This is a genomic window from Chryseobacterium sp. SC28 (assembly GCF_003932955.1).
GTDB lineage: Bacteria > Bacteroidota > Bacteroidia > Flavobacteriales > Weeksellaceae > Epilithonimonas.
This window is the reverse complement of sequence record NZ_QOVY01000002.1, coordinates 26,368-48,176: the sequence shown is the minus strand read 5'-3', so window position 1 is coordinate 48,176 and position 21,809 is coordinate 26,368. Positions and strand designations below refer to the sequence as shown.

19 protein-coding genes and 1 pseudogene are annotated in these 21,809 nt (G+C 40.9%); 1 reads left to right on the top strand and 19 read right to left on the bottom strand.

The annotated features are described in order from the left end of the window. Positions 1 to 21: 21 nt before the first annotated feature. A complete protein-coding gene (locus DTW91_RS01770) occupies positions 22 to 4,419 on the bottom strand; it encodes a CusA/CzcA family heavy metal efflux RND transporter (RefSeq protein ID WP_125201702.1) in 4,398 nt (1,465 codons plus the stop codon). Positions 4,420 to 4,509: 90 nt separating this feature from the next. After that, positions 4,510 to 4,890, bottom strand: coding sequence for a DUF6660 family protein (locus DTW91_RS13010; protein ID WP_410493716.1), 381 nt, complete (start codon positions 4,888 to 4,890; stop codon positions 4,510 to 4,512). Between the two features lie 133 nt (positions 4,891 to 5,023). On the opposite strand from DTW91_RS13010, the gene DTW91_RS01765 reads away from it, so the two are divergent. Continuing rightward, complete coding sequence (locus DTW91_RS01765; protein WP_125201701.1) at positions 5,024 to 5,284, top strand: hypothetical protein; 261 nt, start codon at positions 5,024 to 5,026, stop codon at positions 5,282 to 5,284. A 159-nt stretch (positions 5,285 to 5,443) separates the two neighbouring features. Here DTW91_RS01765 and DTW91_RS01760 read toward each other — a convergent pair whose 3' ends face one another. From DTW91_RS01760 to DTW91_RS01680, 17 genes and pseudogenes are all read right to left on the bottom strand, one after another. Continuing rightward, positions 5,444 to 7,903, bottom strand: a complete 2,460-nt coding sequence (locus DTW91_RS01760; protein ID WP_125201855.1) for a multicopper oxidase domain-containing protein — start codon at positions 7,901 to 7,903, stop codon at positions 5,444 to 5,446. Between the two features lie 21 nt (positions 7,904 to 7,924). Further along, positions 7,925 to 8,272 (bottom strand): annotated as a pseudogene (locus tag DTW91_RS13005) (heavy metal-binding domain-containing protein); the annotation flags it as partial. Positions 8,273 to 8,366: 94 nt separating this feature from the next. After that, a complete protein-coding gene (locus DTW91_RS01755; protein ID WP_125201700.1) occupies positions 8,367 to 10,493 on the bottom strand; it encodes a heavy metal translocating P-type ATPase in 2,127 nt (708 codons plus the stop codon). Between the two features lie 37 nt (positions 10,494 to 10,530). Then, entirely contained in the window at positions 10,531 to 11,103 is a 573-nt protein-coding gene (locus DTW91_RS01750; RefSeq protein WP_223200381.1) for a DUF305 domain-containing protein, read from the bottom strand. 46 nt (positions 11,104 to 11,149) lie between these two features. Continuing rightward, positions 11,150 to 11,710 (bottom strand): AAA family ATPase, encoded by a 561-nt coding sequence (locus tag DTW91_RS01745; protein WP_125201699.1) that lies wholly within the window; start codon positions 11,708 to 11,710, stop codon positions 11,150 to 11,152. Between the two features lie 9 nt (positions 11,711 to 11,719). Further along, on the bottom strand, positions 11,720 to 13,093 hold the full coding sequence (locus DTW91_RS01740) for an MBL fold metallo-hydrolase RNA specificity domain-containing protein (RefSeq protein WP_125201698.1): 1,374 nt from the start codon (positions 13,091 to 13,093) through the stop codon (positions 11,720 to 11,722). A gap of 13 nt (positions 13,094 to 13,106) precedes the next feature. Continuing rightward, the gene (locus tag DTW91_RS01735) at positions 13,107 to 13,949 is read right to left on the bottom strand and encodes an ATP cone domain-containing protein (RefSeq protein WP_072997249.1); all 843 of its coding nucleotides are present in this window, start codon (positions 13,947 to 13,949) and stop codon (positions 13,107 to 13,109) included. A 26-nt stretch (positions 13,950 to 13,975) separates the two neighbouring features. Next, on the bottom strand, positions 13,976 to 15,037 hold the full coding sequence (locus DTW91_RS01730) for a class I fructose-bisphosphate aldolase (protein WP_125201697.1): 1,062 nt from the start codon (positions 15,035 to 15,037) through the stop codon (positions 13,976 to 13,978). A 152-nt stretch (positions 15,038 to 15,189) separates the two neighbouring features. Further along, positions 15,190 to 16,221, bottom strand: coding sequence for a type II glyceraldehyde-3-phosphate dehydrogenase (locus DTW91_RS01725; RefSeq protein WP_125201696.1), 1,032 nt, complete (start codon positions 16,219 to 16,221; stop codon positions 15,190 to 15,192). A gap of 79 nt (positions 16,222 to 16,300) precedes the next feature. Then, positions 16,301 to 17,392: a hypothetical protein gene (locus DTW91_RS01720; protein ID WP_125201695.1), complete on the bottom strand. Its 1,092-nt coding sequence runs from the start codon at positions 17,390 to 17,392 to the stop codon at positions 16,301 to 16,303. A 76-nt stretch (positions 17,393 to 17,468) separates the two neighbouring features. After that, complete coding sequence (locus DTW91_RS01715; RefSeq protein ID WP_125201694.1) at positions 17,469 to 17,810, bottom strand: four-helix bundle copper-binding protein; 342 nt, start codon at positions 17,808 to 17,810, stop codon at positions 17,469 to 17,471. Positions 17,811 to 18,040: 230 nt separating this feature from the next. Next, complete coding sequence (locus tag DTW91_RS01710) at positions 18,041 to 18,292, bottom strand: heavy-metal-associated domain-containing protein (RefSeq protein ID WP_059344219.1); 252 nt, start codon at positions 18,290 to 18,292, stop codon at positions 18,041 to 18,043. Between the two features lie 11 nt (positions 18,293 to 18,303). Then, positions 18,304 to 18,585 (bottom strand): DUF5676 family membrane protein, encoded by a 282-nt coding sequence (locus tag DTW91_RS01705; RefSeq protein WP_125201693.1) that lies wholly within the window; start codon positions 18,583 to 18,585, stop codon positions 18,304 to 18,306. 4 nt (positions 18,586 to 18,589) lie between these two features. Next, positions 18,590 to 18,820: an SHOCT domain-containing protein gene (locus DTW91_RS01700; protein ID WP_125201692.1), complete on the bottom strand. Its 231-nt coding sequence runs from the start codon at positions 18,818 to 18,820 to the stop codon at positions 18,590 to 18,592. Positions 18,821 to 19,449: 629 nt separating this feature from the next. Continuing rightward, positions 19,450 to 20,019 (bottom strand): helix-turn-helix domain-containing protein, encoded by a 570-nt coding sequence (locus DTW91_RS01690; RefSeq protein ID WP_125201690.1) that lies wholly within the window; start codon positions 20,017 to 20,019, stop codon positions 19,450 to 19,452. Between the two features lie 120 nt (positions 20,020 to 20,139). Beyond that, positions 20,140 to 20,601 (bottom strand): heme-binding domain-containing protein, encoded by a 462-nt coding sequence (locus DTW91_RS01685; protein ID WP_072997246.1) that lies wholly within the window; start codon positions 20,599 to 20,601, stop codon positions 20,140 to 20,142. A 1-nt stretch (position 20,602) separates the two neighbouring features. After that, complete coding sequence (locus tag DTW91_RS01680; RefSeq protein ID WP_125201689.1) at positions 20,603 to 21,808, bottom strand: efflux RND transporter periplasmic adaptor subunit; 1,206 nt, start codon at positions 21,806 to 21,808, stop codon at positions 20,603 to 20,605. Between the last annotated feature and the right edge of the window lies 1 nt (position 21,809).

Genomic DNA, 21,809 nt, shown 5'->3' with positions numbered 1-21,809 from the left:
TTTTGGACCTTTAATTATTTATTATAAACCAGAAATTAATTCCAGTTCGATGGCTGTTTGATTATATTGATTTAAACTTTCGATGTATTGCTTTTGGACTTCCACGGCATTATTTATAGATTGACTAACCTGGTAATAATCCATTTCTCCGACCTCAAAGGCACGCTGTGATTTTGCAATAAGCAATTTTGCCTGTGGCAATGCTGTTTCCCTATAAAAATTGATCTGTATTTGCAATCGTTTTAGGTCCGAAAGCAGTGTCGAACCCCGTTGAGAAAGACTGAAAGAAAATGCATCTACTTTTGCTTCCTGCATTTGCTGGTTAATTTCTGCGGCTTTGATTTTTGCTTTTTGCGCTTTTGCAAAAATGGGTATGCTAATTCCCAATTCTACACCCTGAAATCTTTTTCCTACTCCGTAAAACTTCGAAACTCCATTTTTCTCGAAATTACCTACCAACGATTGGTTAAAATAACCGACGCTAAAATCGGGAAGTAACCTGCTTTTTTCAACTCTGATTTCTTCTTTAGCGACTTCTATCTGGCTTTTCAAAGCAAGCAAGTCTGGATTATTATTAAACATGCTACTCTCTGGTGATAAATCTAAAAATTTTTCAGTAAGCGTTTTGTCTGTGATATCTTCGATCGTTTGATTTCCAGTATATCTTTTCAGTTGCTCCAGATGAATTTTTATATATTCATCAGTCTGCAATTTTTGAGAAATTGCTTCCTGCAATCTGGTATTGGCATTGTATTTTTCTAAAATATTTGTTTCACCTGTCTGAAATCTTATATCCGCGGCACGAAGTATTTTTTCATAAAGGGCGATTAATTCCTCATTTAACGTTCTTTGTTCTTTTCTGTAGAGTAAACTATAATAAATACTTTTTACCTGATAGGTTATCTGATTTTTATAAATTCCTGCCTGCATTTTGGATGCGTTTATATTGGCATCTGCAAGTTCTGTCAGTCTTTTCAAATAAACCGGATTCGGAATATTTTGGCTTATGGTAATATTGTTATCATAAGCAATAAGACTATTATATTGTCCAAAAGTGAGATTGATATTTGTTTTTCCGTAATCTCTCACAGAACCTTTTAATGCAGACTGGTATTCCTCTCCTAATTTTGCAACCCTTGTGTTTGGATTGGAATTCAGGGAAGCAGAAATTGCCGAATTCAAATCTATGGTCCCTACAGATGAAGATGGATTTGTCGTAATCTGACCTTTAACTCCATTATTAAAACCTGAAAGTAAAAACAAAATAATAATCGTTGCTGATCCTGCAATTTTTGTCTTATTCAACTTACGTCGGGAAGGTTTTATATTCTCCACATAAGAGTAAAGTACCGGCAAAAGTACAAGTGTAAGAAATGTTGCGGTGAACAAACCACCTATAACAACTGTTGCTAATGGTTTTTGTACTTCTCCTCCTGCTCCGGTTGCCAATGCCATCGGTAAAAATCCTAATGATGCAACGGTAGCAGTCATTAAAACCGGTCTTAATCTTATAGCAGTACCTGCGAGAATTCTTTGCTTAATATCTTTCATTCCTTGTTTTTTAAGTTGATTAAACTCTGTTATTAATACGATTCCATTTAAAACAGCCACACCAAACAAAGCAATAAAGCCTACACCAGCGGAAATACTAAAAGGTAAACCTCTTAACCAAAGTGCAAATATGCCACCTATGGCAGACATCGGGATTGCTGTGAAAATTAGCAGTGAATATTTTAAGGAGCCAAACGCAAAATATAGCAGCAAAAGAATTAATCCCAATGCAATCGGCACGGCTATAGACAGTCTTTTGTTGGCTTCTTCCAAATTTTTAAACTGTCCACCATACGTTATAAAATAGCCAGTCGGCATTTTTACTTTTTCGTCAATTTTTGCCTGAACGTCTTTTACTACAGAGGCAATATCTCTACCGCGAACATTAAAGCCAACGATAATTCTTCTTTTGGCATCTTCACGCTGTATTTGGTTAGGTGCCAACTGGTAACTTACATCTGCAACCTGCTCCAACGGAACCTGGTTTCCATTACTTGCAGTAACAAAGAGTCTCTTCACATCCTCTATGCTTTGGCGTTCGCCTTGTTCTAACCGAACGACCAAATCAAAACGTTTTTCTCCTTCGAATACCGTTCCGGCTACACCTCCAGCAAATGCGGTATTTATCGCATTATTTATTTCTTCAACATTTAACCCATATCGGGCTATATTATCCCGATTCAATTTGATGGAAATTTGCGGTAAACCACTTACTTGTTCTACATACAGATCTTCCGCACCATCAACTGAGGGAATTAACGCCCCTATTTTTTTTGCTAAATCTGAAAGCGTTTCTAAATCGTCGCCAAAAATTTTGATACCTACATCCTGTCGTACACCAGAAATTAATTCGTTGGTACGCAGTTGGATTGGTTGCGAAAAACCGAACGTAACTCCCGGAACCTGTTCTAAAGTTTTCTGCATTTTCTCCGCTAATTCTTCCCGGGTATCTGCACTTGTCCAGTCTTTTTTAGGTTTTAATAAAATGGTAATATCCGCAGCCTCAATGGGCATTGGGTCCGTAGGTATTTCTGATGCACCGATTTTACCAATCACCTCTTTTACTTCGGGATACGTCTTAATTAATAGGCTGGATGCCTGCTCTATTTTATCTATAGTCTGGTCCAACGAACTTCCTACTAATAATCTTGTTTCTACTGCGAAATCTCCTTCCTCCAGCGTTGGTAGAAACTCACCACCAAGAGAATTGAAAATAACTGCTGACAATCCGAGAAGCGTAATTGCAACAATCAAAACAGTTTTTTTAAATCGCAGTGCACCATTAATCAACGGATCATAAATACGCTGAAATTTTTCCATCATTTTATCAGAAAAGTTCTTTTTATGGGTAATATTTTTACTCAATAGAAGTGAACTGATCATCGGCACATAAGTAAGCGAAAGAATTAATGCCCCAAATATTGCAAAGGAAACCGTTTGTGCCATCGGGCGAAACATTTTACCTTCAATTCCTACCAAAGCCAATATTGGTAAATAGACAATTAAAATAATTAGTTGCCCAAACGCAGCGGAGTTCATCATTTTTTTTGCAGAACCGGAAACCTGCATATCCATTTCTGCCTGCGAAATTTTTCCTGCTTTTTGCCGGGCTAAACGGTGCATGGTTGCTTCCACGATAATTACAGCACCGTCTACGATTAGTCCAAAATCAATCGCCCCAAGACTCATTAAGTTTCCAGATACGCCAAAAACTTTCATTAATGCTACAGCAAATAGCATTGCTAAAGGTATTACAGAAGCCACAATTAAGCCTGAACGAATATTCCCCAGAAAAAGAACTAAAACTAATACTACTATTAGCGCCCCTTCTATTAAGTTTTTTTGCACCGTACTCATGGCTCTGTCTACAAATTCACTTCTGTCCAGAAAAGGTTCTATCTCTACACCGTCAGGTAAAGTTTTCCGTATTTGGTCTATTTTATCTTTTACTCGTCCAACAACTTCAGAAGCATTATTATCTTTCAATAGCATTACAATTCCACCAACTGCTTCTTTATCATTTCTGGTAAGTGCACCGTAGCGTGTAGCGGTACCAAACTGAACTTTTGCAACATCCCTGATGGTAATAGGTAGGCCATTCTCCGAATTTTTAACTACGATCCTTTTGATATCTGCAAGACTTGTGATCAAGCCCTCACTCCTAATAAAATAGGCATTGGGTTTTTTATCAATATATGAACCACCGGTATTCTGATTGTTTTTTTCCAATGCTGTGAAAATATCAGAAATAGATAAATTGTAACTTCTAAGTTGATTAATGTTTAAAGCAATTTCATATTGTTTCAAAAGACCTCCAAAACTATTTACTTCTGCAATTCCCGGCGTACCTAATAATTGTTTTCTAATGATCCAATCCTGAATTGTTCGCAGTTTGACAGCATCGTATTTATCTTCAAAGCCGGGTTTAGCGTGTACCGTATATTGGTAAATTTCACCTAACCCAGTTGAAACTGGCGCCATTTCCGGATTTCCAAGACCGGCTGGAATGGAACTTTTGGCTTCAGGAAGCCGTTCAGAGACTTGCTGGCGTGCCCAGTAAATATCTATGTCGTCATGAAAAATAATAGTAACTACAGATAAACCAAAGCGAGAAATAGACCGCACTTCCTGAATTTCAGGAATAGTAGACATTGTCTGTTCGATAGGATAAGAAATAAACTGTTCTATATCCTGGGTTGCCAGTGATGGACTTAATGTTATTACCTGCACCTGATTATTTGTAATATCTGGTACGGCATCTATGGGAAGAGTTCGAAGGGACATAACGCCCCATATAATTAAAGCAAGTGTGAAAATCCCGATCACCAATTTATTATTGATGGAGAATTCAATGATTTTATTTAGCATTGATAAAGAAAATTAGATTAAAGTAAAATTTACATAACAAAAATTACCAGTTCGGAAACGAGCACAAACCGTTATTTTTATTGAATAATACTAACCTAATTGCGGAGGTTGCCATATATCGGCAACATGTAGAATAGCGTAACTGTAATTCTTTTCAGGAAGGGTGGCTTTAATGACAAGTGCAATTTTCTCAGGAAGTAATTGTCTGATCTGTGCAACTGTCATTGACATTCCCGCACAGTGGCACACACAGAAGGGAGAACACAAATCAGAGCTTTGACCGTGGCTCCTTTCTACATGAACGGTAGTGGTGAAACATGCTTTTTCGCCTAACCTTTTGGCACCATCAGTGCATGGCCCCATGGTGAGTACCATAAAGAAACATGAAAGGATAAAGCTGAAAAATTTCACGGCGCTAATATAGGTAAAAAAAAATTTATGAATGATTATAGCAAAGATTCTTAAACCCATTAAAACCTCAATATCTTAAGATTGTTACAATTTATCACAATAATTATTTTTATTTTGTCATTATTTGTAACAATTTTGCTTCATGGAAATCCGCGGCATTATAAAATCAAAACATTTGGACCACATTAGGATAGTGACATCAGAGAAGGAGCAGGAAATCGATGTTTTCTACACAGAAATGAGGAAATATGATGTGGAAGAACTTCTCGAAAGTGAGCAGATAATTTTGGATGTTAAAATACAGTCCACCGATTATTACGGACTGAAGCTGGGGAAATTCTGGCTGTCTGATATTGTGTTTCCGAAGAAGAATTACGAATACCGAAAAAAGCCTAAAAAACGTGAGCGGGACCAAGTTATAGCACAACAACAGTTTATTGACAGGACCAAATAAAAACTGCCAGTGAGGGCGGTTTTTTAGTTCTTTTATGAGGCGTATGAACGAACAATAAAAAAAAGTCTATCCCATTGTGATAGACTTTCTTTTTTTTAAGAGCATTACCGCTCATCAGGTGACCGGAAGCACTTTTTTATAATTTGCAAACATCATCCTTTAATAGGTCAGTATAATCCCTGCACCCCAGCTCATATCGCTGTCGTAGTGGGTTGAGATTCCGATATTTTTTGTGACGATATATTTAAGACCTGCCATATATTCTTTGTCGGTATTGACCATGAATGCCCCGCGCAAACGCGCAGTCAACGGAATGTCTTCACGTTTCAGCTGGAACCTTACAATTCCGTCTGTAAATATTTCTGCCTGCAGGTCCACCAACATCGGGAGTTTATACATGATACCAGCGCTGAAAGTTTTTCTTCCATCTTTAGTAGATGCCTGTCCAAAAAGGTTTTTTTCAATATTATTCCTGTCAATCTTTCTATAACGCCAGTCAAAACCTATAAATGGCATAAACCATTGCATTTTTCCGATGTATCTTCCTAAATGTGTTTCAACTTCATAACCGATCATATCATTGTAACCTAAACGCCATTCTGTTCCCAATTGCCAGCGGGCATTTGAGATCCTCGCCCTCCCGTCGTTACCATTAGTAGCAAAATCGTTTTCGGCCATAAGGTGCCACATGTTACTTTCGCGCTGGAGCTTTTTGTAAGCTGAAGCTTTATCGGGCAGCAAAGGATTCTGATAATCACCAACAGCAAAAACACGGTTCATCCCCGCCATCATGTGATAGAGGATGTGACAGTGGAAAAACCAGTCCCCGTCAGTTTTTGCTTCAAATTCGATGACATTAGTTTCCATCGGCATAATATCCAACACATTTTTGAGGGGTGCCTGAACACCGTTTTTATTTAGCACCCGGAAATCAAAACCGTGCAGGTGCATCGGGTGACGCATCATTGAGTTATTGAAAAGGGTAATGCGGAGAATTTCCCCTTTCTTCACCAATATTTTGTCCGATTCTGCCAGGACTCTATCGTCCATGCTCCAAACGTAGCGGTTCATGTTTCCCGTAAGGGTAAACTTGAGCTCGCGCACGGGACTGTCTTTCGGAAGCGAAGTGTCATAAGGCGACTTCATCATTCCGTAATTCAAGGTGGTAATCCCGGAAGCAGGCATCTGGTGCTGTGAGTGATCCATTTGCGCATCGTTGTTGTCCATCTTGTCCATCGGCATTGCTGCATTATTTTCAGCACTAATTTCAGGATACATCACCTGATTCATATCCATCGTCTGATAACTCATCTTCATGCCCATATCTTTCATGTCACCGTTCATCTTCATCATGTCGTTCATCATCTTCATCCCTTCAAAGTATTTGAGTTTGGGTAATGGATCATGGGATTTCGTAGCTCCTTCTCCAATAAACACTGACGCAGATTTTGTGCGGTCTTCGGGTGTAACAAGGAGTTCGTATGAAGTGTTTTTTTCAGGAATTTCCACTACGATATCCACTGTTTCGGAAACAGCCAGGATCAGGCGATCCACTTCGACCGGTTCAATATCCAATCCATCACTGGCCACTACTTTTATTTTTCCTCCGGCATAATTGAGCCAGAAATAGGAGGAAGCACCGCCGTTGGCAATTTGAAGCCGAACTTTATCACCGGCTTTATATCGGGAGAGTTGATTTTCGATTTTACCGTTAATCAGGAATGCATCATAATATACATCGCTCACGTCCATGGCCAGCATCCGCTTCCACTCGTTGGTGAGTTTTGTTTTAAAGTGGCCTTCTTTAATGGCTTCGGCATAACTTTGAGTACTACCTTTTTTAATAGCAAACCAGTCGTTCGCATTGTGGAGCATCCGCTGGACGTTGTTGGGGTTCAGGTTCGTCCATTCGCTAAGGATAAGATGCTCTGTGGGCAGATCATCTATCCCTTTCCGGAAGGTAGGATCTTCGGGACGTTTTTTCAGAATCATCATCCCATACATTCCAATCTGCTCCTGCAGGCCAGTATGCGAGTGATACCAGTGGGTTCCGTTTTGGATGATCGGAAACGAATACGTGTAGGTTGAATGTGGTGGAATGGGTTTCTGGGTAAGCCAGGGAACCCCATCTTCTTTATTTGGAAGATGAAGACCGTGCCAGTGCAGAGAAGTTTCTTCGTCCATTAAATTATGGACAATCACTTCCGCCGTATCGCCCTCATAAAACTCCAGTTTTGGCATCGGAATCTGCCCGTTTACGGCAATGGCGCGTTTCTGTTTGCCCGCGAAATTTACCAGGGTGTCTTTCACATAAAGATGGTAGGTCACTTTGCGTCCGCCTTTTAGGTGCTTTTCGGGCATGGGCATGACCATTTTGTGTTCACCATGTATCTGCATGTTTCCGTGTGCAGAATGATCTTCCTTCTTTCCTTTTTGAGGCACCAGATTCATACCGCACTTGGGACACTTTCCTGGTTTGTCCGATATCACCTCGGGATGCATCGGGCAGGTGTACATCTTTTGCGCTTCTTCATGCTGATGCGCATCTGAAGTTTGATGTTCCGGGGTTTTGCCGGTAGACTGATGCCGGCCGCTTTCCTTCTGAGGGACCAGATTCATACCGCACTTGGGACACTTTCCTGGTTTGTCCGAAACCACCTCGGGGTGCATCGGACAAGTGTACATCTTTTGCGCTGCTTCATGCTGATGCGGAGCAGGTGTTGAATGTTCCGGCGTTTTGATGCTCGCGGGGTCTTTCGGTACTGCTTTAGTCTTTGGCATCACCGGTTTTTTAACTTCCGTTACCGTCTTTGTTTTTGCAGCGGTAATTTCAGGTTTCTTACCCGTAGTTTTTTTAACTACGGTGGCCTTTTTAGGAGCGGGCGCGGATTTGGCCGCCGTTTTTTTCTCAGTAACGGTTTTCTTCACTAAGGTCATACCGCAAATGGGGCAGTTACCGGGTGCTGATTTCACGACCTGCGGATGCATCGGGCAGGTGTACACGGTTTTGGTGCTCTGTGAATAACTGTTTATGGACATTGCCATAAATAGAAAGAGCGAAAATATATATTTCATCTTGTGATTATTTAATTTTTAACAAACTTGCATTAAGTGCGACCACGATGGTGCTTACACTCATCAGCACTGCGCCCATGGCGGGACTCAAGACAAATGTAGGATACAGAACACCCGCAGCAAGTGGAATAGCCACGACGTTGTAGCCCACTGCCCATACGAGATTCTGGATCATCTTGCTGTAGGTTTTCTTTCCAAAATCTATCATTTTCACCACGTCTCGAGGGTCACTGTTGACCAGAATAATATCTGCGGTTTCGGCAGCAACATCAGTTCCGCTGCCAACTGCAATGCCTACATCTGCTGCTGCCAAAGCCGGTGCATCATTTACGCCGTCACCTGTCATGGCAACGATTTCTCCTTTATCCTGAAATTCTTTTACTTTTTCCTGTTTGTGGTGCGGAAGTACATTTGCCAAATATCCGTCCATTCCTAACTGCTTTGACACCGCCGCCGCTACCTTTTCGTTATCACCTGTAAGCAGGAATGATTTAATGTTCATGCTTCGAAGTTGGTCAATAGCTTCTTTTGCGCCTTCGCGAATGGTATCTGCTAAAGAAACAATACCCACGGGCACGTCATCAATCAAAATAAAGTTCACTGTTTCTGCATCCTGGTTGATTTCTTCCGGAATGGCAGGTACCTGTTTATTGTTTTGAACAAAATAATTAGGACCAGCCGCGACAACCGATTTACCGTTTACGATTCCTGTCACTCCAATTCCCTGCATGTAGCGGAAACTGTCTGACTTCCATAGCTCCAGTTTTTTCTCGGAAAGGGTCTGCATGATTCCTTTTGCAATGTGATGTTCGGAGTTCTGCTGCACTGCTGCTGCATACTGGAGTAAATCGTTTTCCGAATAGTGTTCCGTTAGAGGAATGATTTTCTGCACAGTGTGGGAGCCTTTCGTAAGGGTGCCGGTTTTATCGAAAATAATGGTCGATAATTTTCTGGTGGTTTCAAAAGCCGTTCGGTTTCTGATGAGTAAACCATTTGTCGCTGAAAGTGTAGTGGAAATGGCCACAACCAGAGGGATTGCCACTCCTAAAGCATGAGGGCAGGCTGTTACCATTACCGTTACCATCCGTTCCAGAGCAAAAGCCAAATCTCCCATGGTGATGTACCAGTAAGCGAAAGTTCCTACTCCCACCACAATTGCTACTATAGTAAGCCATTTGGCTACTTTATCCGCCAGATTCTGAGTGTTCGACTTTGCTGCCTGAGCATCCTGAACCAAATTAATGACCTTATTGAGGTACGAATCCTTTCCAACCCCTGTTGCTTTTATCTTCAAGGCACCGTCTCCATTGATAGACCCTGCGATAACCTTTCCACCGGACTCTTTTCTTACAGGAACACTTTCTCCCGTCAGCATGCTTTCATTTAAGAAAGAAGTGCCCTCGACAATCAGACCGTCAGCGGCGACTTTTTCGCCCGGTCTTATGATTACAGTATCTCCGTTTTTCAGCTGTCCCAGTTTTATTTTAACCGGACTTCCGTTCTGCTCGACGGTTACGTCATTTGGTAGTAAGGCAACTAGAGATTGCAACGCTTTTGAAGCAGCCATCTGCGAACGCATCTCGAGCCAGTGCCCAAGAAGCATGATCACAATTAAGGTGGCAAGTTCCCAGAAGAAATCCATGCCCGGCAGCCCGAATACGACTGCAACGGAATAGACATAAGCTACGGTAATCGCCAAAGCAACGAGCGTCATCATCCCAATAGCTCCGGCTTTCACTTCGCCCAAAAACCCTTTGAAAAAAGGCATTCCACCGTAGAAATAAATAATACTTCCCAAAACCAGAAGTACATATTTATCACCGTTAAAAGCAATTGTGAAACCAAGCCACTGCTGAATCATATGAGAAAGCAGAAGGACCGGAACGGTAAGTGCCAAAGAGATCCAGAATCTCTTCAGGAAATCCGGAGTATGATGACCTGCATGTTTGTCAAATCCCGCCGCTGAACTATCAGATTCTGAGTGATGATCATGATTCTGATGATGATGGCTGTGTTCGTCTTTTTCAGGTCGGGCGGTTCCTCCCAAGGGAATTAAGTTCATTCCGCAAAGTGGACATTTCCCCGGTTCGTCCTTCAATATCTGGGGATGCATGGGACAGGTGTATTTTTTCATAATTCATTTTTTTTGCGTTAAATTCTGCTATTTGAGATTACTTCCGGGTTTGAAGTTCCTTAATTTTCGCCCTCATGACGGCAATTTCTTCCTCCTGTGCTTTGATAATTTCCTCGCCCAACTTTCTCACTTCCGGATCGACCAGATTACTTTCTTCGACCATAAGAATAGCCCCTGCATGGTGTGGAATCATGGACTTTAGAAACTGGACATCTCCCACGGCTGTCTGCTGCCGAATCCCGGACCAAAACAGCACCATCATCAGCACTCCGAGGCCCATAAGAATTTTATTGAGTTTTTTGTTGGGATACATCTTCCCCATTAACAGCAGTTCGATGATTAACATAGGAGAAGCCATCAGGCCTGCCATGTATAACTGGTTTATGTTTGGAATTACGTTAGCCAGCTTGTCCACCATCGCATACATTAGTATAAACATTGAAATAAAGGAAATCAGAAGCATCCAAAATAACTTTTTGTATGCAGAGGCGTGGCTTTTTTGCGCGTGCTGGACAGACTCCTTGCCCGATTCCATTTCATGTTTGGAATGATTGCCTGTTGCTGAATCAGTATCCTTAAGCATGTTGTGATCATGTTCTGAATTTTTCATAATAATAATTTCTTATATGTTAACAATTTGGATGAATATTTTTTGTTCATAAATTATCTAAAATGAATTTCACTCTTTCTTCGGGAGGCAAAACCGGAACAAAAACGATAGTGAAACCGAGATTGGTATAGCTTTCTATTATCAACTGATGAATTAGTTTTTGATCGTCTTCATTTTCGGTTCTCGCATAGTCTTTGGTAAACGGCAATCGGTCTAGAATAAAGATTTTTTTGTAGGAAACCCCGTTGACGGCATTAAGTAACTTTTCATCATAATCCAAGTTTAAAAATTGATAATAAGCCATTGCGTCCGGGATAGCCCTGTCCAAAAAAACCATATCCTCCTTATTGAGCGATCCTTCTTGGGCAATCTGCATATCTAACACGCCCAATTGAAATTTCTTCTTATTGCTTCTAATTTCTTTAACGGAATTTCCTTCATTATGCATGGTATCAATGTAATGCCTTGCGTGTTCTATTGTCGTATGGTAACCTTGCTTCTGAAGCAAATCAATGGTCGTTGTTTTTCCGGTACTGGGTCCGCCGGTAATCACATACCAGTTGGTCTCATTTGAATGCTTGATTTTACTGTCCGTTATATGATTCATCTCTCCAAATTATAATTCTTCAATATCATAAAGTTGCGGTATTTGCGAATCCCAGCCGTAGGTTTCTTTTATGCCCAGCTGCAGCGCTTCTGCGCCTTCCTTTTCCCCATGTACGATGAAAATTCTTTCCGGAATATTTGTTATTTCATTCATCCAGCCAAGGAGTTCATTGTGGTCTGCATGTGAAGACAGTCCTTCAATTTCCGCTATTTCCATATTGAAAGGAACCCATTTTCCATACACTTTTAGTTCTTTCTCACCATCCAATAGTTTTCTTCCACGGGTTCCTTCGGCCTGATAGCCGACAAAAAGCAGGGTATTATCAGGGTTTTGTGCCTGGGTTTCAAGATAGTTGAGCATTCTGCCACCGGTGAGCATCCCGCTGCCGGCGATAACAATTTTTGGTTTGTTGTCGGACCGCAACTCCATGGTTTCCTGATAGCTGCTGACCACCGTGAAATGATCGCACATTTCATCACATTCGTCGGTTGTTAACCGGTGCCAATCTCTGGTACGGTAAAACAGATCGAGTATGCTGGCTCCCATCGGACTGTCCATGATTATCGGTACTTTGGGTATTTTATTTTCGTTAAGCAACCTCCATAAAATAAGCATCATCAGTTGAGCACGTTCAACCGAAAAACTGGGAATAAACACGCTGCCTCCACGGTTAATGGTATCGTTGACTAATTTTTCAATCTCCAGAACCGCTTCCACTTCATCCGGATGAAACCTTCCTCCGTAGGTTGACTCTATGAAAAGAACATCCGCCTTTTCGGGTTTCAGGGGTGGATATAGCAGTAGATCATTGGTACGTCCAATATCTCCGGAAAAAACAAAACGTTTGCCATATACATCCAACTCAATGAAAGCTGCACCCAAAATATGCCCATTGTACTGAAACCGTGCATTGATACCATCAAACAAAGGAATCCACTGTGATGGCGGAACCTCCTTAAAATGGGGCAATGTTTTTTCTACATCCTTCAGGCCGTACAGCGGTTCTGCGAGACTGTGTTTGGAGTAGCCTTCCTTATTGGCTCGCACTGCTTCCTGTTCCTGTATTTTGGCACTGTCGTTCAGAATGATTGTGGCAATATCCAAAGTTGGATTTGTTCCGTAAACTAATCCACTAAAACCATATTTTACCAATCGGGGAAGGTATGCTGTGTGGTCGAAATGGCCATGAGTCAATAAAACGGCATCAATGGCTGAAACGTCCACAGGCGGATATTCCCAGTTTTTAAGCCGTAATTCCTTTAATCCTTGAAAAACTCCGCAGTCGATTAGGAGTTGATGTGCTCCTGTATCGATTAAATATTTGGAACCCGTTACTGTACCCGCAGCGCCCAAAAAATGAATGGTAATTTTTGTATTTTTCATTGGTCAGATTGATTTAGTGTTGAGTGCATAATTCTTTTGCGTCTTCGATAATGTTTTTATGGCGTGGTTTTGCAAGTCCGATTTGGTTTAAGACCCCCGGGTTTTCGTAAATTTCTCTGCAAAGAACTACACCAAGGTCTAACAATTTTGTTTTCTCGTTTTTTGTCAGGGTCGTTAATGCGGTTAATGGGTGCAAACCGGATTTGTCTATTCTCTCTTTTAAACCGTTCCCAAAAGGATAGTCCCAGCTTGCCATTAGTAAACCTGCACATTTCCCATATTGTGTGGCATCAGAAGTGAATCTTGTATTGGTGTACACACCTCCTTTAGATATTTTTCCTTCGTTACTTTTTTGTTTTTTCCACTGTTTTTCTACATCCAGAAATCTGGAATTGACATACAGAGGAATTTTTACATTGCAAAATCTCCCTTGGTCGCTGTGAAATTTACATTCAATAAAACAGTGCTGGTCGTCTTTGTCAGCGATGACATCTATTTCATGCGACACGCAATTTCCCTGAACAATGACCCCAACCTGGGTGGAAAAACCTTCATGAGCCATCAGTTTGCCCACTAATTTTTCAAAAGGAAAACCGGAGGGACCCAATTCAAAGAGTGCGTTTTTGAGTTTGTATTTTGAAGCACTTACGCGGGAATATTTTTTTAACAAATCAAAAGCAATTTTATAGATCTTTGTGGTGGTCATGCCTTCGTAAATCTTGGACTGAACCTCACCAACGATTTGCTGAATGACGTTTTCCCCAGCAGACGCGCGCCTAAGTGAATTAATGAGTTTTTCGACATCAAATGCGACAATATCTCCGGACTTTTTTACGATGCTAATGGGAATCTTCATTTTCTGATAGTTTGTTGAAACTTATTTTAGGCAACTGTTATCTTATTATCGAGATATACACTCTGTACCCTTTGTAGCAAGTTCACACCGTCTTTAAACGGGCGCTGAAATGCCTTCCGACCCATAATCAGTCCAGTGCCGCCCGCTCTTTTGTTGATGACCGCTGTTGTAATGGCCTCAAGCAGATCTGACTCACCTTTTGAATCGCCACCGGAGTTAATTAATCCGATTTTGCCCATGTAACAGTTCGCTACCTGCAGCCTGCAGAGGTCAATCGGGTGGGGAGTTGTTAGTGCCTCATACATCGCGTCATCGTATTTACCGAACTTAATGTTTTTGAATCCAAAATTATTTGTCGGCAATTTTTGTTTAATAATATCAGCTTGAATTGTTACTCCGATATGATTGGCTTGTCCTGTCAAATCCGCAGCGGAGTGATAATCCTGATCTGCTGTTTTAAATGCCTCATTTCGAAGATAGCACCATAATATAGTCGCCATACCGAGCTGATGGGCGTGCTCAAACGCCTCGGCAATTTCTTTGATCTGTCTGTCGCTTTCTTCGGAACCAAAATAGATGGTTGCTCCTATGGCAAGGGCCCCCATATCCCAGGCGTTTTTAACTTTTCCAAATAGCGTTTGGTCATATTTATTTGGAAAGCTCAGTAATTCATTGTGGTTAATCTTTACAATGAAAGGGATTCTGTGCGCATATTTTCGGGCATTCAAGGCTAACCCGCCGAAGGTAGAAGCCACACCGTTACAGCCGGCTTCGAGTGCAAGTTTTAAAATGTTTTCAGGGTCGAAATAGTCGGGGTTTTTATAAAATGAGTATACAGCACTATGCTCAATACCCTGATCAACAGGAAGAATGCTCAGATAACCCGTGCCGCCAAGATTACCCTGACCGTAAAGTTGAGCGAGACTCCGCAGAACCTGCGGGTTTCTGTTGCTATCGCCAAAGACCTTTTCCAGACTGTATTTGCCTGGAGTCAGCAGTTCATCTTTTGTAATTTTTTGGCAAACGTGATCCAAATAGAAGGCTGCCTTCTTGCCTAATAAGTCTGCAATGTTATCGTTCATTTTCATTTTTTTTAAACTTTAATTTAATCCCTAAATTTCTATTTGTTTTAGAAATAGACATTTGCGGAAGTGCGCGTCTTACAAATATTTGCAGGGTACAAAACCATTTTCCTTAACATTCCGTTTTATTAATTTGATAATTTACTTTTTGCTTACTCCTAATAAAAACTCTGTTTAACTCCAAGGCTTTCGTTGGTCTTAAGTATCGACTTTTCAGCGTCTGGTTCAATTCCGGTTAGGGCACGGATAGCGTCAATGGTTTCGGGGATTACGATAGCCTGATTATCGACTAAGTAAGCATAGAACACTTCATCTCCAACCACTTTCAGCATGTCTTGCCACAAGGCTACTTCATACATATCTCCATAAGGGCGGCCTATTGCAAGCATTAATTCCTTAACTGTATTATTAGCGGCTAACTCATCGCTGTATTCAATCATTGCAATTCTGGTAGATTTATTGAACGCATCCAAAACTTCTTCCTTATCGGTTTTTCTGGTCAACTGTACATTCCAGTAATGTAGATGGCTTAACGTTTCCGGCACTTTAACTGCCGATGTGATAACGTTAAAAGAGGGGTCAACAGATTGCGCATCCGGTCCCTGATGGCTGGGTATATCTTTTTCGGCAACCAGGGTATTCATAATCCCGTTCAAATGGCTTTCCCATGGGTCGGTTGCACGACGAAGTAAAGTGCCTCTTGCTTTTAAGAGCAAGCCTGCATTCTTCAGTGCGGTTAGTGTTCTTACAATGGAAATAGTGTTACAGGAAACTACTCTTGTAGCATCAAGGTTAAGTGCAGTGGCATAGTTGTTTTCGGCACTAAAGGAATGACCGGTTGTTTCATGCTTTTCACCTCCCTGTAAAATAAACTTTTTACCAAGTTTTTTATAAAGCTCTATATTTTGAGCAGCGATTTTCTTGGGTGTGCAATCCACAATAATATCTGATGATGCAAGCAGGTCGTTCACTGTGCCTAATGAATTTATTCCGGCTTCGTTCATCTTAATTTGAAAAGTATCATCGGAAGCAAACACAGGATATTTTTTTAATACCGCCATTTGAATGCGCCAGTCAGTTACCACATCACATACACCTGACAGTTCCATGTCTTCCTGCATCTGTACGGCATCGGCAACCCGTTTGCCAATGACACCATATCCGTTTACGGCTACTTTAATCTTTTCCATAATAAATTTATTTAGCTTAATTTATATAAATTGATATTACTAGAACGTTCTTTGATATCTATTTCCTTTAATATCCTGTTTACGGCATACCGCCAGTTTCAAACCAATAGCTTATTCCATTAGGGCCTTTGCCAACCGGGATTGTGTGGATTACTTTTTGACTTGTCACATCAATCACAGAAACTGTATTGTCTATAGTATTTGTTACATAAACTGATTTGCCGTCGTTGCTTGCTACAACACCGTGTGCCTTCTTACCAACTTTAATGGTACTTATCACTTTTGCGTTTGGTATGTCTATTACATAAATCTCGTTTGAAACCGGTCTTCCGAGTAACTCTCCTTGGTCAGCCACATACAGTAACTTACTATCAGGGGTAGCATACAACTGAATTGGACCTTGAGCAGTAGCAGGTAATGGTATTCTGTTTAGTTGACCATTTTTAAGGTCATACTGTATCACCTCTTTTGTGTCGTATAAAGAGATGAAAATAAATTTATCATCACGGGTAACTGCCACCTGTGGAGCTATTCCGCCAAGAGGAATATCAGTTACTTTGCCATCAGCTACAGTAATGACAGACATGCTTTTTCCGTCCATATTGGCTACATACAATTTGCCTTTAGCGTAGCGCAAACCATGTGGTGCATGTTTTGCACCTAAATCAAACTTCCGTACCACCTGATAGGTCGTTGCATCTACTTGTATGACCTCATTCGTTGCACCTGCGGTTACAAATGCATTCTTTGATTGATCGTCTAAAACTACATGGGCCACGTGTAGATCTTTACCTAACAGCACACGCTCTTTTATTGTACCGCTGTTTGGGTCAATAACTATTAAGTAATTTGTTTTACTGCTGTCCATACCTGCTGCCGCCACCCAAACAGATTTTCCATTGGGGGCCACCTGAACATTATGGGCCATAAACATAGTTCCGGCGCTATCACTTAAGTCAATGCTTGTAGTTTTTAAGCTATCCTGAAGATCAATAACTGAAACACTGCCTCCGGCTTCATTGGCTACATAAACTTTAGCCCTTGGCAATGAAGATGGTTTATCAGTATTACTACTATTGGTATTGCTATTATCGTTATTGCCGCAACTGCTGACCATAACAAATAGCATGGTCAATATGACAACCAATGTCGGGGTAAAAAATTTTTTCATTAATAGATTTTAATTTGGTCGTTAGGATGTAGATAAAAAAAGAGTGGCAATCATTTAAATCACCACCCGTTTTAAATTACGCTGCCATTTTCCGGCATTCTTCGGCGCATTTTCTGCAAGCTTCTGCACATTCACGGCAATGATCCATTCCATGTTGTGCATGTTTTTCACATTCTGCAGCACATGCTTCACAGATGTCGGCACAAATACGGCAAATGTCTTTTGCTTTGTCGCTGCCGAGGCTCATTAACTGTGCTGATGCATAGCAGATCGCTGCGCATTCCATGTCTAACTGAATGCATCTCGCCATCATTTTTACATCTTCTTCCTGAGTGCATGATGAAGCACAGTGATTACATATTGCAGCACATTTTAAACATGCTTCAATACAACTTTGGTACGTGTGATAACCTGTCATAATTGTTGGTTTTTATGTTAATAAATAGGTTGGTTTTTTCAATAAATATGCAATTCCTGCGCCAATACTGTCGCAATCATAAGTGCGTTCGATCAGGCAAGCTATTGCTGGCTACTTTGATTTTTTTTAAAAAATTTATTTGCTTCTTTCACTTAGTTTTCAGCGGAGCATTTCTACCGTTATCGTTCCCATCGTACTAACATTATACTTGCCCGCGCAGTTCATACTTTTCAACAGCAACAGGAGCCGCCAGACTTTTTTAAATTCTCATCTACGGAAGCGCCGGCAATACTATAACCTACTTTCGCCAAGGCTTGCGTTAACTGCGCTGTATTAATCGATTTCTCTGCTTCAATAACTGCGCGCGGTGGATGCAGACTCGCTTTTACATTCTGTACGCCATCAATTTCTTTCAACGCTTTTTCGACATTTTTAACGCAGCCTTCGCAGGACATTCCTGTTATTTCAATTTGTTGTTTCATTTTTTTGAATTTTAATCAACGTCCTTTTTAATTTGGGCATTGTAAAATGCCGCAATGCATGCTCCGACCAACCAGCTTAAAATAAACATTTGTACAATGCCCCAAAAAGCTTCTACCAGAGGAAGATCCATTCTTATAATACTACTTGTGTCCAAACCATGAAAAAGGCTGTTGAAAAAAGTAACCGTGCCCTGCTGTCCTGCGGAAGCCATTACAATAATACAGCCTAAATAAAACGAGGCTCCTGTTAGACCGAAAGCCAATCCGAGTTTTTTTACGTTTAAGTGATACATAATCTTACGGTTTTAATGTGGTATCTGAGTTTAACACCCTTCGCGAGTTTTCAAATTCTTCCTGTGAAATTTCACCTTTAGCATAGCGCTTTTTAAGGATATCCAATGGGCTTTCATTTTTTGTTTTTTGGAATGGAATGTCCACTGGTATAAAAAAAACCCAAGCTATAAATAAGAGCCATATAATCCACCAAATAAGGTGCATTCCTGCAAAATTGCCATCATAGTAGTGCATAATCTTGTTTTTTTAATTAATACTGATAATGTTGGTTCACTCTGAATATTTTCACGCGACAGGAATCTAAGTGATTTCACAGTAGGCTGTTTTTTAGCAACTCCATACCTTATAAATCCTATTGATGAGAAGTTCCCTCTAATCAGGTGAGGGTCCTGATGGTGTTTCCTTTGCATTATCATCTGCCGTCTTATGGTTGTGACTCGTGTGACCGCTGTGTCCATGCGAACCGTGTGGCATAAAGAGGTGCATAGCAAACATAGCAACTACGAAAAAAAATAGAGACCAACTACTTCCTAACCCAAAAGCGGGAGCCAAAAAGATGATCAAAAATGGTAACGCACAGCCTATTACCATCCAAATCAAATGAGTGTTTTTCATGTTCTTGTTTTTAAAATTCAACATTTAACCATACTGGTTTTGCATTACAGGTAGTGTATTCAAACCGAGATGGTTATAACTACTATTGTAAAAGTACAAGTTTCATAATATGATCATCTGCATAATTTTCGTAAGTTTCTGTATAATTTCGCGCTGACAAAAAGAAGGCGCTAATCAACATTAAAACGATACCCTATATTTGTTTTCGCGCGTTCGTTGCTTCACTATAATTGCTGTGTTTTTTTAGGTTAACTAATTTCGTCAAACGACCTCCGCTTGGATAGTTCAGCATTTTTGTACTCAGTCATGCTCTCCCCAGTAATTTCTTTAAACTGTCTCGAGAGATGGTTGACACTGCTGTAATCCAGGAGATGCCCTATTTCTGAAAAAGTGTACTGCCTGAGTTGAATAAGTTCTTTTACTTTCTCTATTTTTAATTTAATAAAATATTTTTCCACAGTTATATTTTCAATGTGGGAGAATAGCTTGCTTAACGATTTATATTCATGGTTGAACTCTGCGCTTAAAATTTGAGATAGGTTTACCGTGGAATCGAGAGGTAGCTCTTCTATTTTACAAAGCAAAAAATGTTTAATTTTTTCGACGAGCACTTCCTCTGGACTATGGATTATTTCAAATTTGTTGGCATGCAGGACGCTTTCAATTTTCGCCATAATTTCATCCTGATTACTGCCCGTATCGTCGATTACCAATACCCCGAGTTCAATTGATGAAACCTTAATTCCCAGTTGTTCAAGCTCTTGCCTAAGCACTTTGAGACATCGGCTGCAAACCATATTTTTAATATTTAATTTCATCACGTTGTTTTTAATTTTTGTTGATTCTACAGCACAGTCTTTTCCGATCCTTTTTTATTCTAAACGACCATTTCTGATACTCTAAAGACCACAGGCGAGCGTCATTTCTTATGTTCTGCGTTACTTACTATATTCGTTGTCACGAAAAAAATCTAACAGTTCTTTTTTTTCATCCGCTGATAATCTGGCGTTTCCGTGCATCATGCGGTATGATCTTAAAGGCATTTCGTCTTTTTCAATCTGGCTGATGATGCTTTTTATTTTCGCTTTTTTCCGTCTTTTTGAATAGTTATTGAACTCATCAAAATTGAGTTCGTCTCTCCCTTTTTTAATATGCTGCGCCATAAACCAAGCGCCGGGCTGCAATTCTGAATACCACGGATATCGGCTGTTGTTGGAATGACAGTCATAGCAGGAAACTTTCAGAATAGCAGCCACGTTGGCGGGCACCTTTTCGGTTTTTTCAAAACTTTGACCTGGCGGAACGGTGGAGACATTACGCTCCACCGGTATGACCTGAATGACTAAAACAATAGCCACCACTAGCACCGCCAGCCAGCCTATCATATTCAATTTTCTCATATTACATTGTGCTCATATCGTGACCCGCCATGGGATCTGCCCCTTTCTTAAATTTATATTCGCTGTTCAGAAGGTAGGCCCCGGAGACCACTACTTCGTCTCCCGCCTTAATTCCTGATGTGATTTCTATTCTGTCTTCATATTCGAGACCCGTTTCCACCATTCTGTTGACGAAGGTATTCTTCGCGGTTTTCACCCAGACCGTGGAGGATTTCCCATCCCTGATTACTGCATCCACAGGCATTGAAATACCATCACGTGATTTGTTTTCTACCAGAACATATACCGGCATGCCGGGTTTCAGCAGGTTTCCTTTGTTGGGCACGGAAACGCGTACCAGATTTATCCTGCTTGAAGCGCTGATTTCCGGATTTGTAAAATCAATCTTCCCATTAATCTTCAAATTATCCAGATCGGGAATATATACGGTGACCTTGCTGTCTTTCTGAAGGAGAGCCATTTGGGACGAATACATCTGCGCCTCCGCCCAAAGTGATGAAAGATCTGCCAGATTCACGATGGTGCCACCTTCGGCAAGATAATCGCCTTCGGCAATGCGCAGATCGGTGATGTAACCGGCTGCATTGCTGAACACGGTAGTAGTAGGTGTGGCTTTTCCTGATCTTTCCAGCTGTTTGATCTGGCCTTCGGACATTCCCCATAAATAAAGCTTGTTTCGGGAACTTTGGAGTAGCTGGTCAAAATCAATGGAAGTATTGCCGACGAAGAGCTTGCGTCTTTCCAATGCCAGCAAATATTCCTGCTTTGCATTATTGAGTTCTTCACTGTAAATATCGACCAACGGCGCCCCCTTCGGAACAAAATCGCCAATGTTTTTATAATACAACCGTTCAACTCTGCCCATTACTCTGGAACTTACTGCCTGCATTTGGTACTGATTAAAATTGAGTGTTCCAGTCAGCGTAAGTTTGTCGGCCATAGACCCATCAGATAGTGCGACTGTTTCTATATTCCCAAGTTTTATCTGCTCATCATTCAGGATAATTTCATTGGGATCCGCATTCTTTTTCTTCTCCACCGGCACCAAATCCATGTGACAAATAGGACATTTTCCCGGTTTGTCAGATACCACCTGTGGGTGCATGGAACAGGTGTAGTAGATATCGTGGCCGGCATGAGGATCTTCCTCCTTTTTACAGGAGTAAAGAAAAACCAGCAAGGCAAGCATTAAAATATTGAATTTCATC

What these genes read in the sequence shown, in the direction of transcription:
- DTW91_RS01710 (WP_059344219.1), bottom strand. Translation starts at nt 18,292, where the DNA reads ATGAAACAACAAATTGAAATAACAGGAATGTCCTGCGAAGGCTGCGTT.
- DTW91_RS01770 (WP_125201702.1), bottom strand. Translation starts at nt 4,419, where the DNA reads ATGCTAAATAAAATCATTGAATTCTCCATCAATAATAAATTGGTGATC.
- DTW91_RS01740 (WP_125201698.1), bottom strand. Translation starts at nt 13,093, where the DNA reads ATGAAAAATACAAAAATTACCATTCATTTTTTGGGCGCTGCGGGTACA.
- DTW91_RS01760 (WP_125201855.1), bottom strand. Translation starts at nt 7,903, where the DNA reads ATGAATCTGGTCCCTCAGAAGGAAAGCGGCCGGCATCAGTCTACCGGC.
- DTW91_RS01680 (WP_125201689.1), bottom strand. Translation starts at nt 21,808, where the DNA reads ATGAAATTCAATATTTTAATGCTTGCCTTGCTGGTTTTTCTTTACTCC.
- DTW91_RS01715 (WP_125201694.1), bottom strand. Translation starts at nt 17,810, where the DNA reads ATGACAGGTTATCACACGTACCAAAGTTGTATTGAAGCATGTTTAAAA.
- DTW91_RS01690 (WP_125201690.1), bottom strand. Translation starts at nt 20,019, where the DNA reads ATGAAATTAAATATTAAAAATATGGTTTGCAGCCGATGTCTCAAAGTG.
- DTW91_RS01720 (WP_125201695.1), bottom strand. Translation starts at nt 17,392, where the DNA reads ATGAAAAAATTTTTTACCCCGACATTGGTTGTCATATTGACCATGCTA.
- DTW91_RS01735 (WP_072997249.1), bottom strand. Translation starts at nt 13,949, where the DNA reads ATGAAGATTCCCATTAGCATCGTAAAAAAGTCCGGAGATATTGTCGCA.
- DTW91_RS01730 (WP_125201697.1), bottom strand. Translation starts at nt 15,037, where the DNA reads ATGAAAATGAACGATAACATTGCAGACTTATTAGGCAAGAAGGCAGCC.
- DTW91_RS13010 (WP_410493716.1), bottom strand. Translation starts at nt 4,890, where the DNA reads ATGGGTTTAAGAATCTTTGCTATAATCATTCATAAATTTTTTTTTACC.
- DTW91_RS01755 (WP_125201700.1), bottom strand. Translation starts at nt 10,493, where the DNA reads ATGAAAAAATACACCTGTCCCATGCATCCCCAGATATTGAAGGACGAA.
- DTW91_RS01725 (WP_125201696.1), bottom strand. Translation starts at nt 16,221, where the DNA reads ATGGAAAAGATTAAAGTAGCCGTAAACGGATATGGTGTCATTGGCAAA.
- DTW91_RS01750 (WP_223200381.1), bottom strand. Translation starts at nt 11,103, where the DNA reads ATGAAAAATTCAGAACATGATCACAACATGCTTAAGGATACTGATTCA.
- DTW91_RS01700 (WP_125201692.1), bottom strand. Translation starts at nt 18,820, where the DNA reads ATGCACTACTATGATGGCAATTTTGCAGGAATGCACCTTATTTGGTGG.
- DTW91_RS01745 (WP_125201699.1), bottom strand. Translation starts at nt 11,710, where the DNA reads ATGAATCATATAACGGACAGTAAAATCAAGCATTCAAATGAGACCAAC.
- DTW91_RS01705 (WP_125201693.1), bottom strand. Translation starts at nt 18,585, where the DNA reads ATGTATCACTTAAACGTAAAAAAACTCGGATTGGCTTTCGGTCTAACA.
- DTW91_RS01685 (WP_072997246.1), bottom strand. Translation starts at nt 20,601, where the DNA reads ATGAGAAAATTGAATATGATAGGCTGGCTGGCGGTGCTAGTGGTGGCT.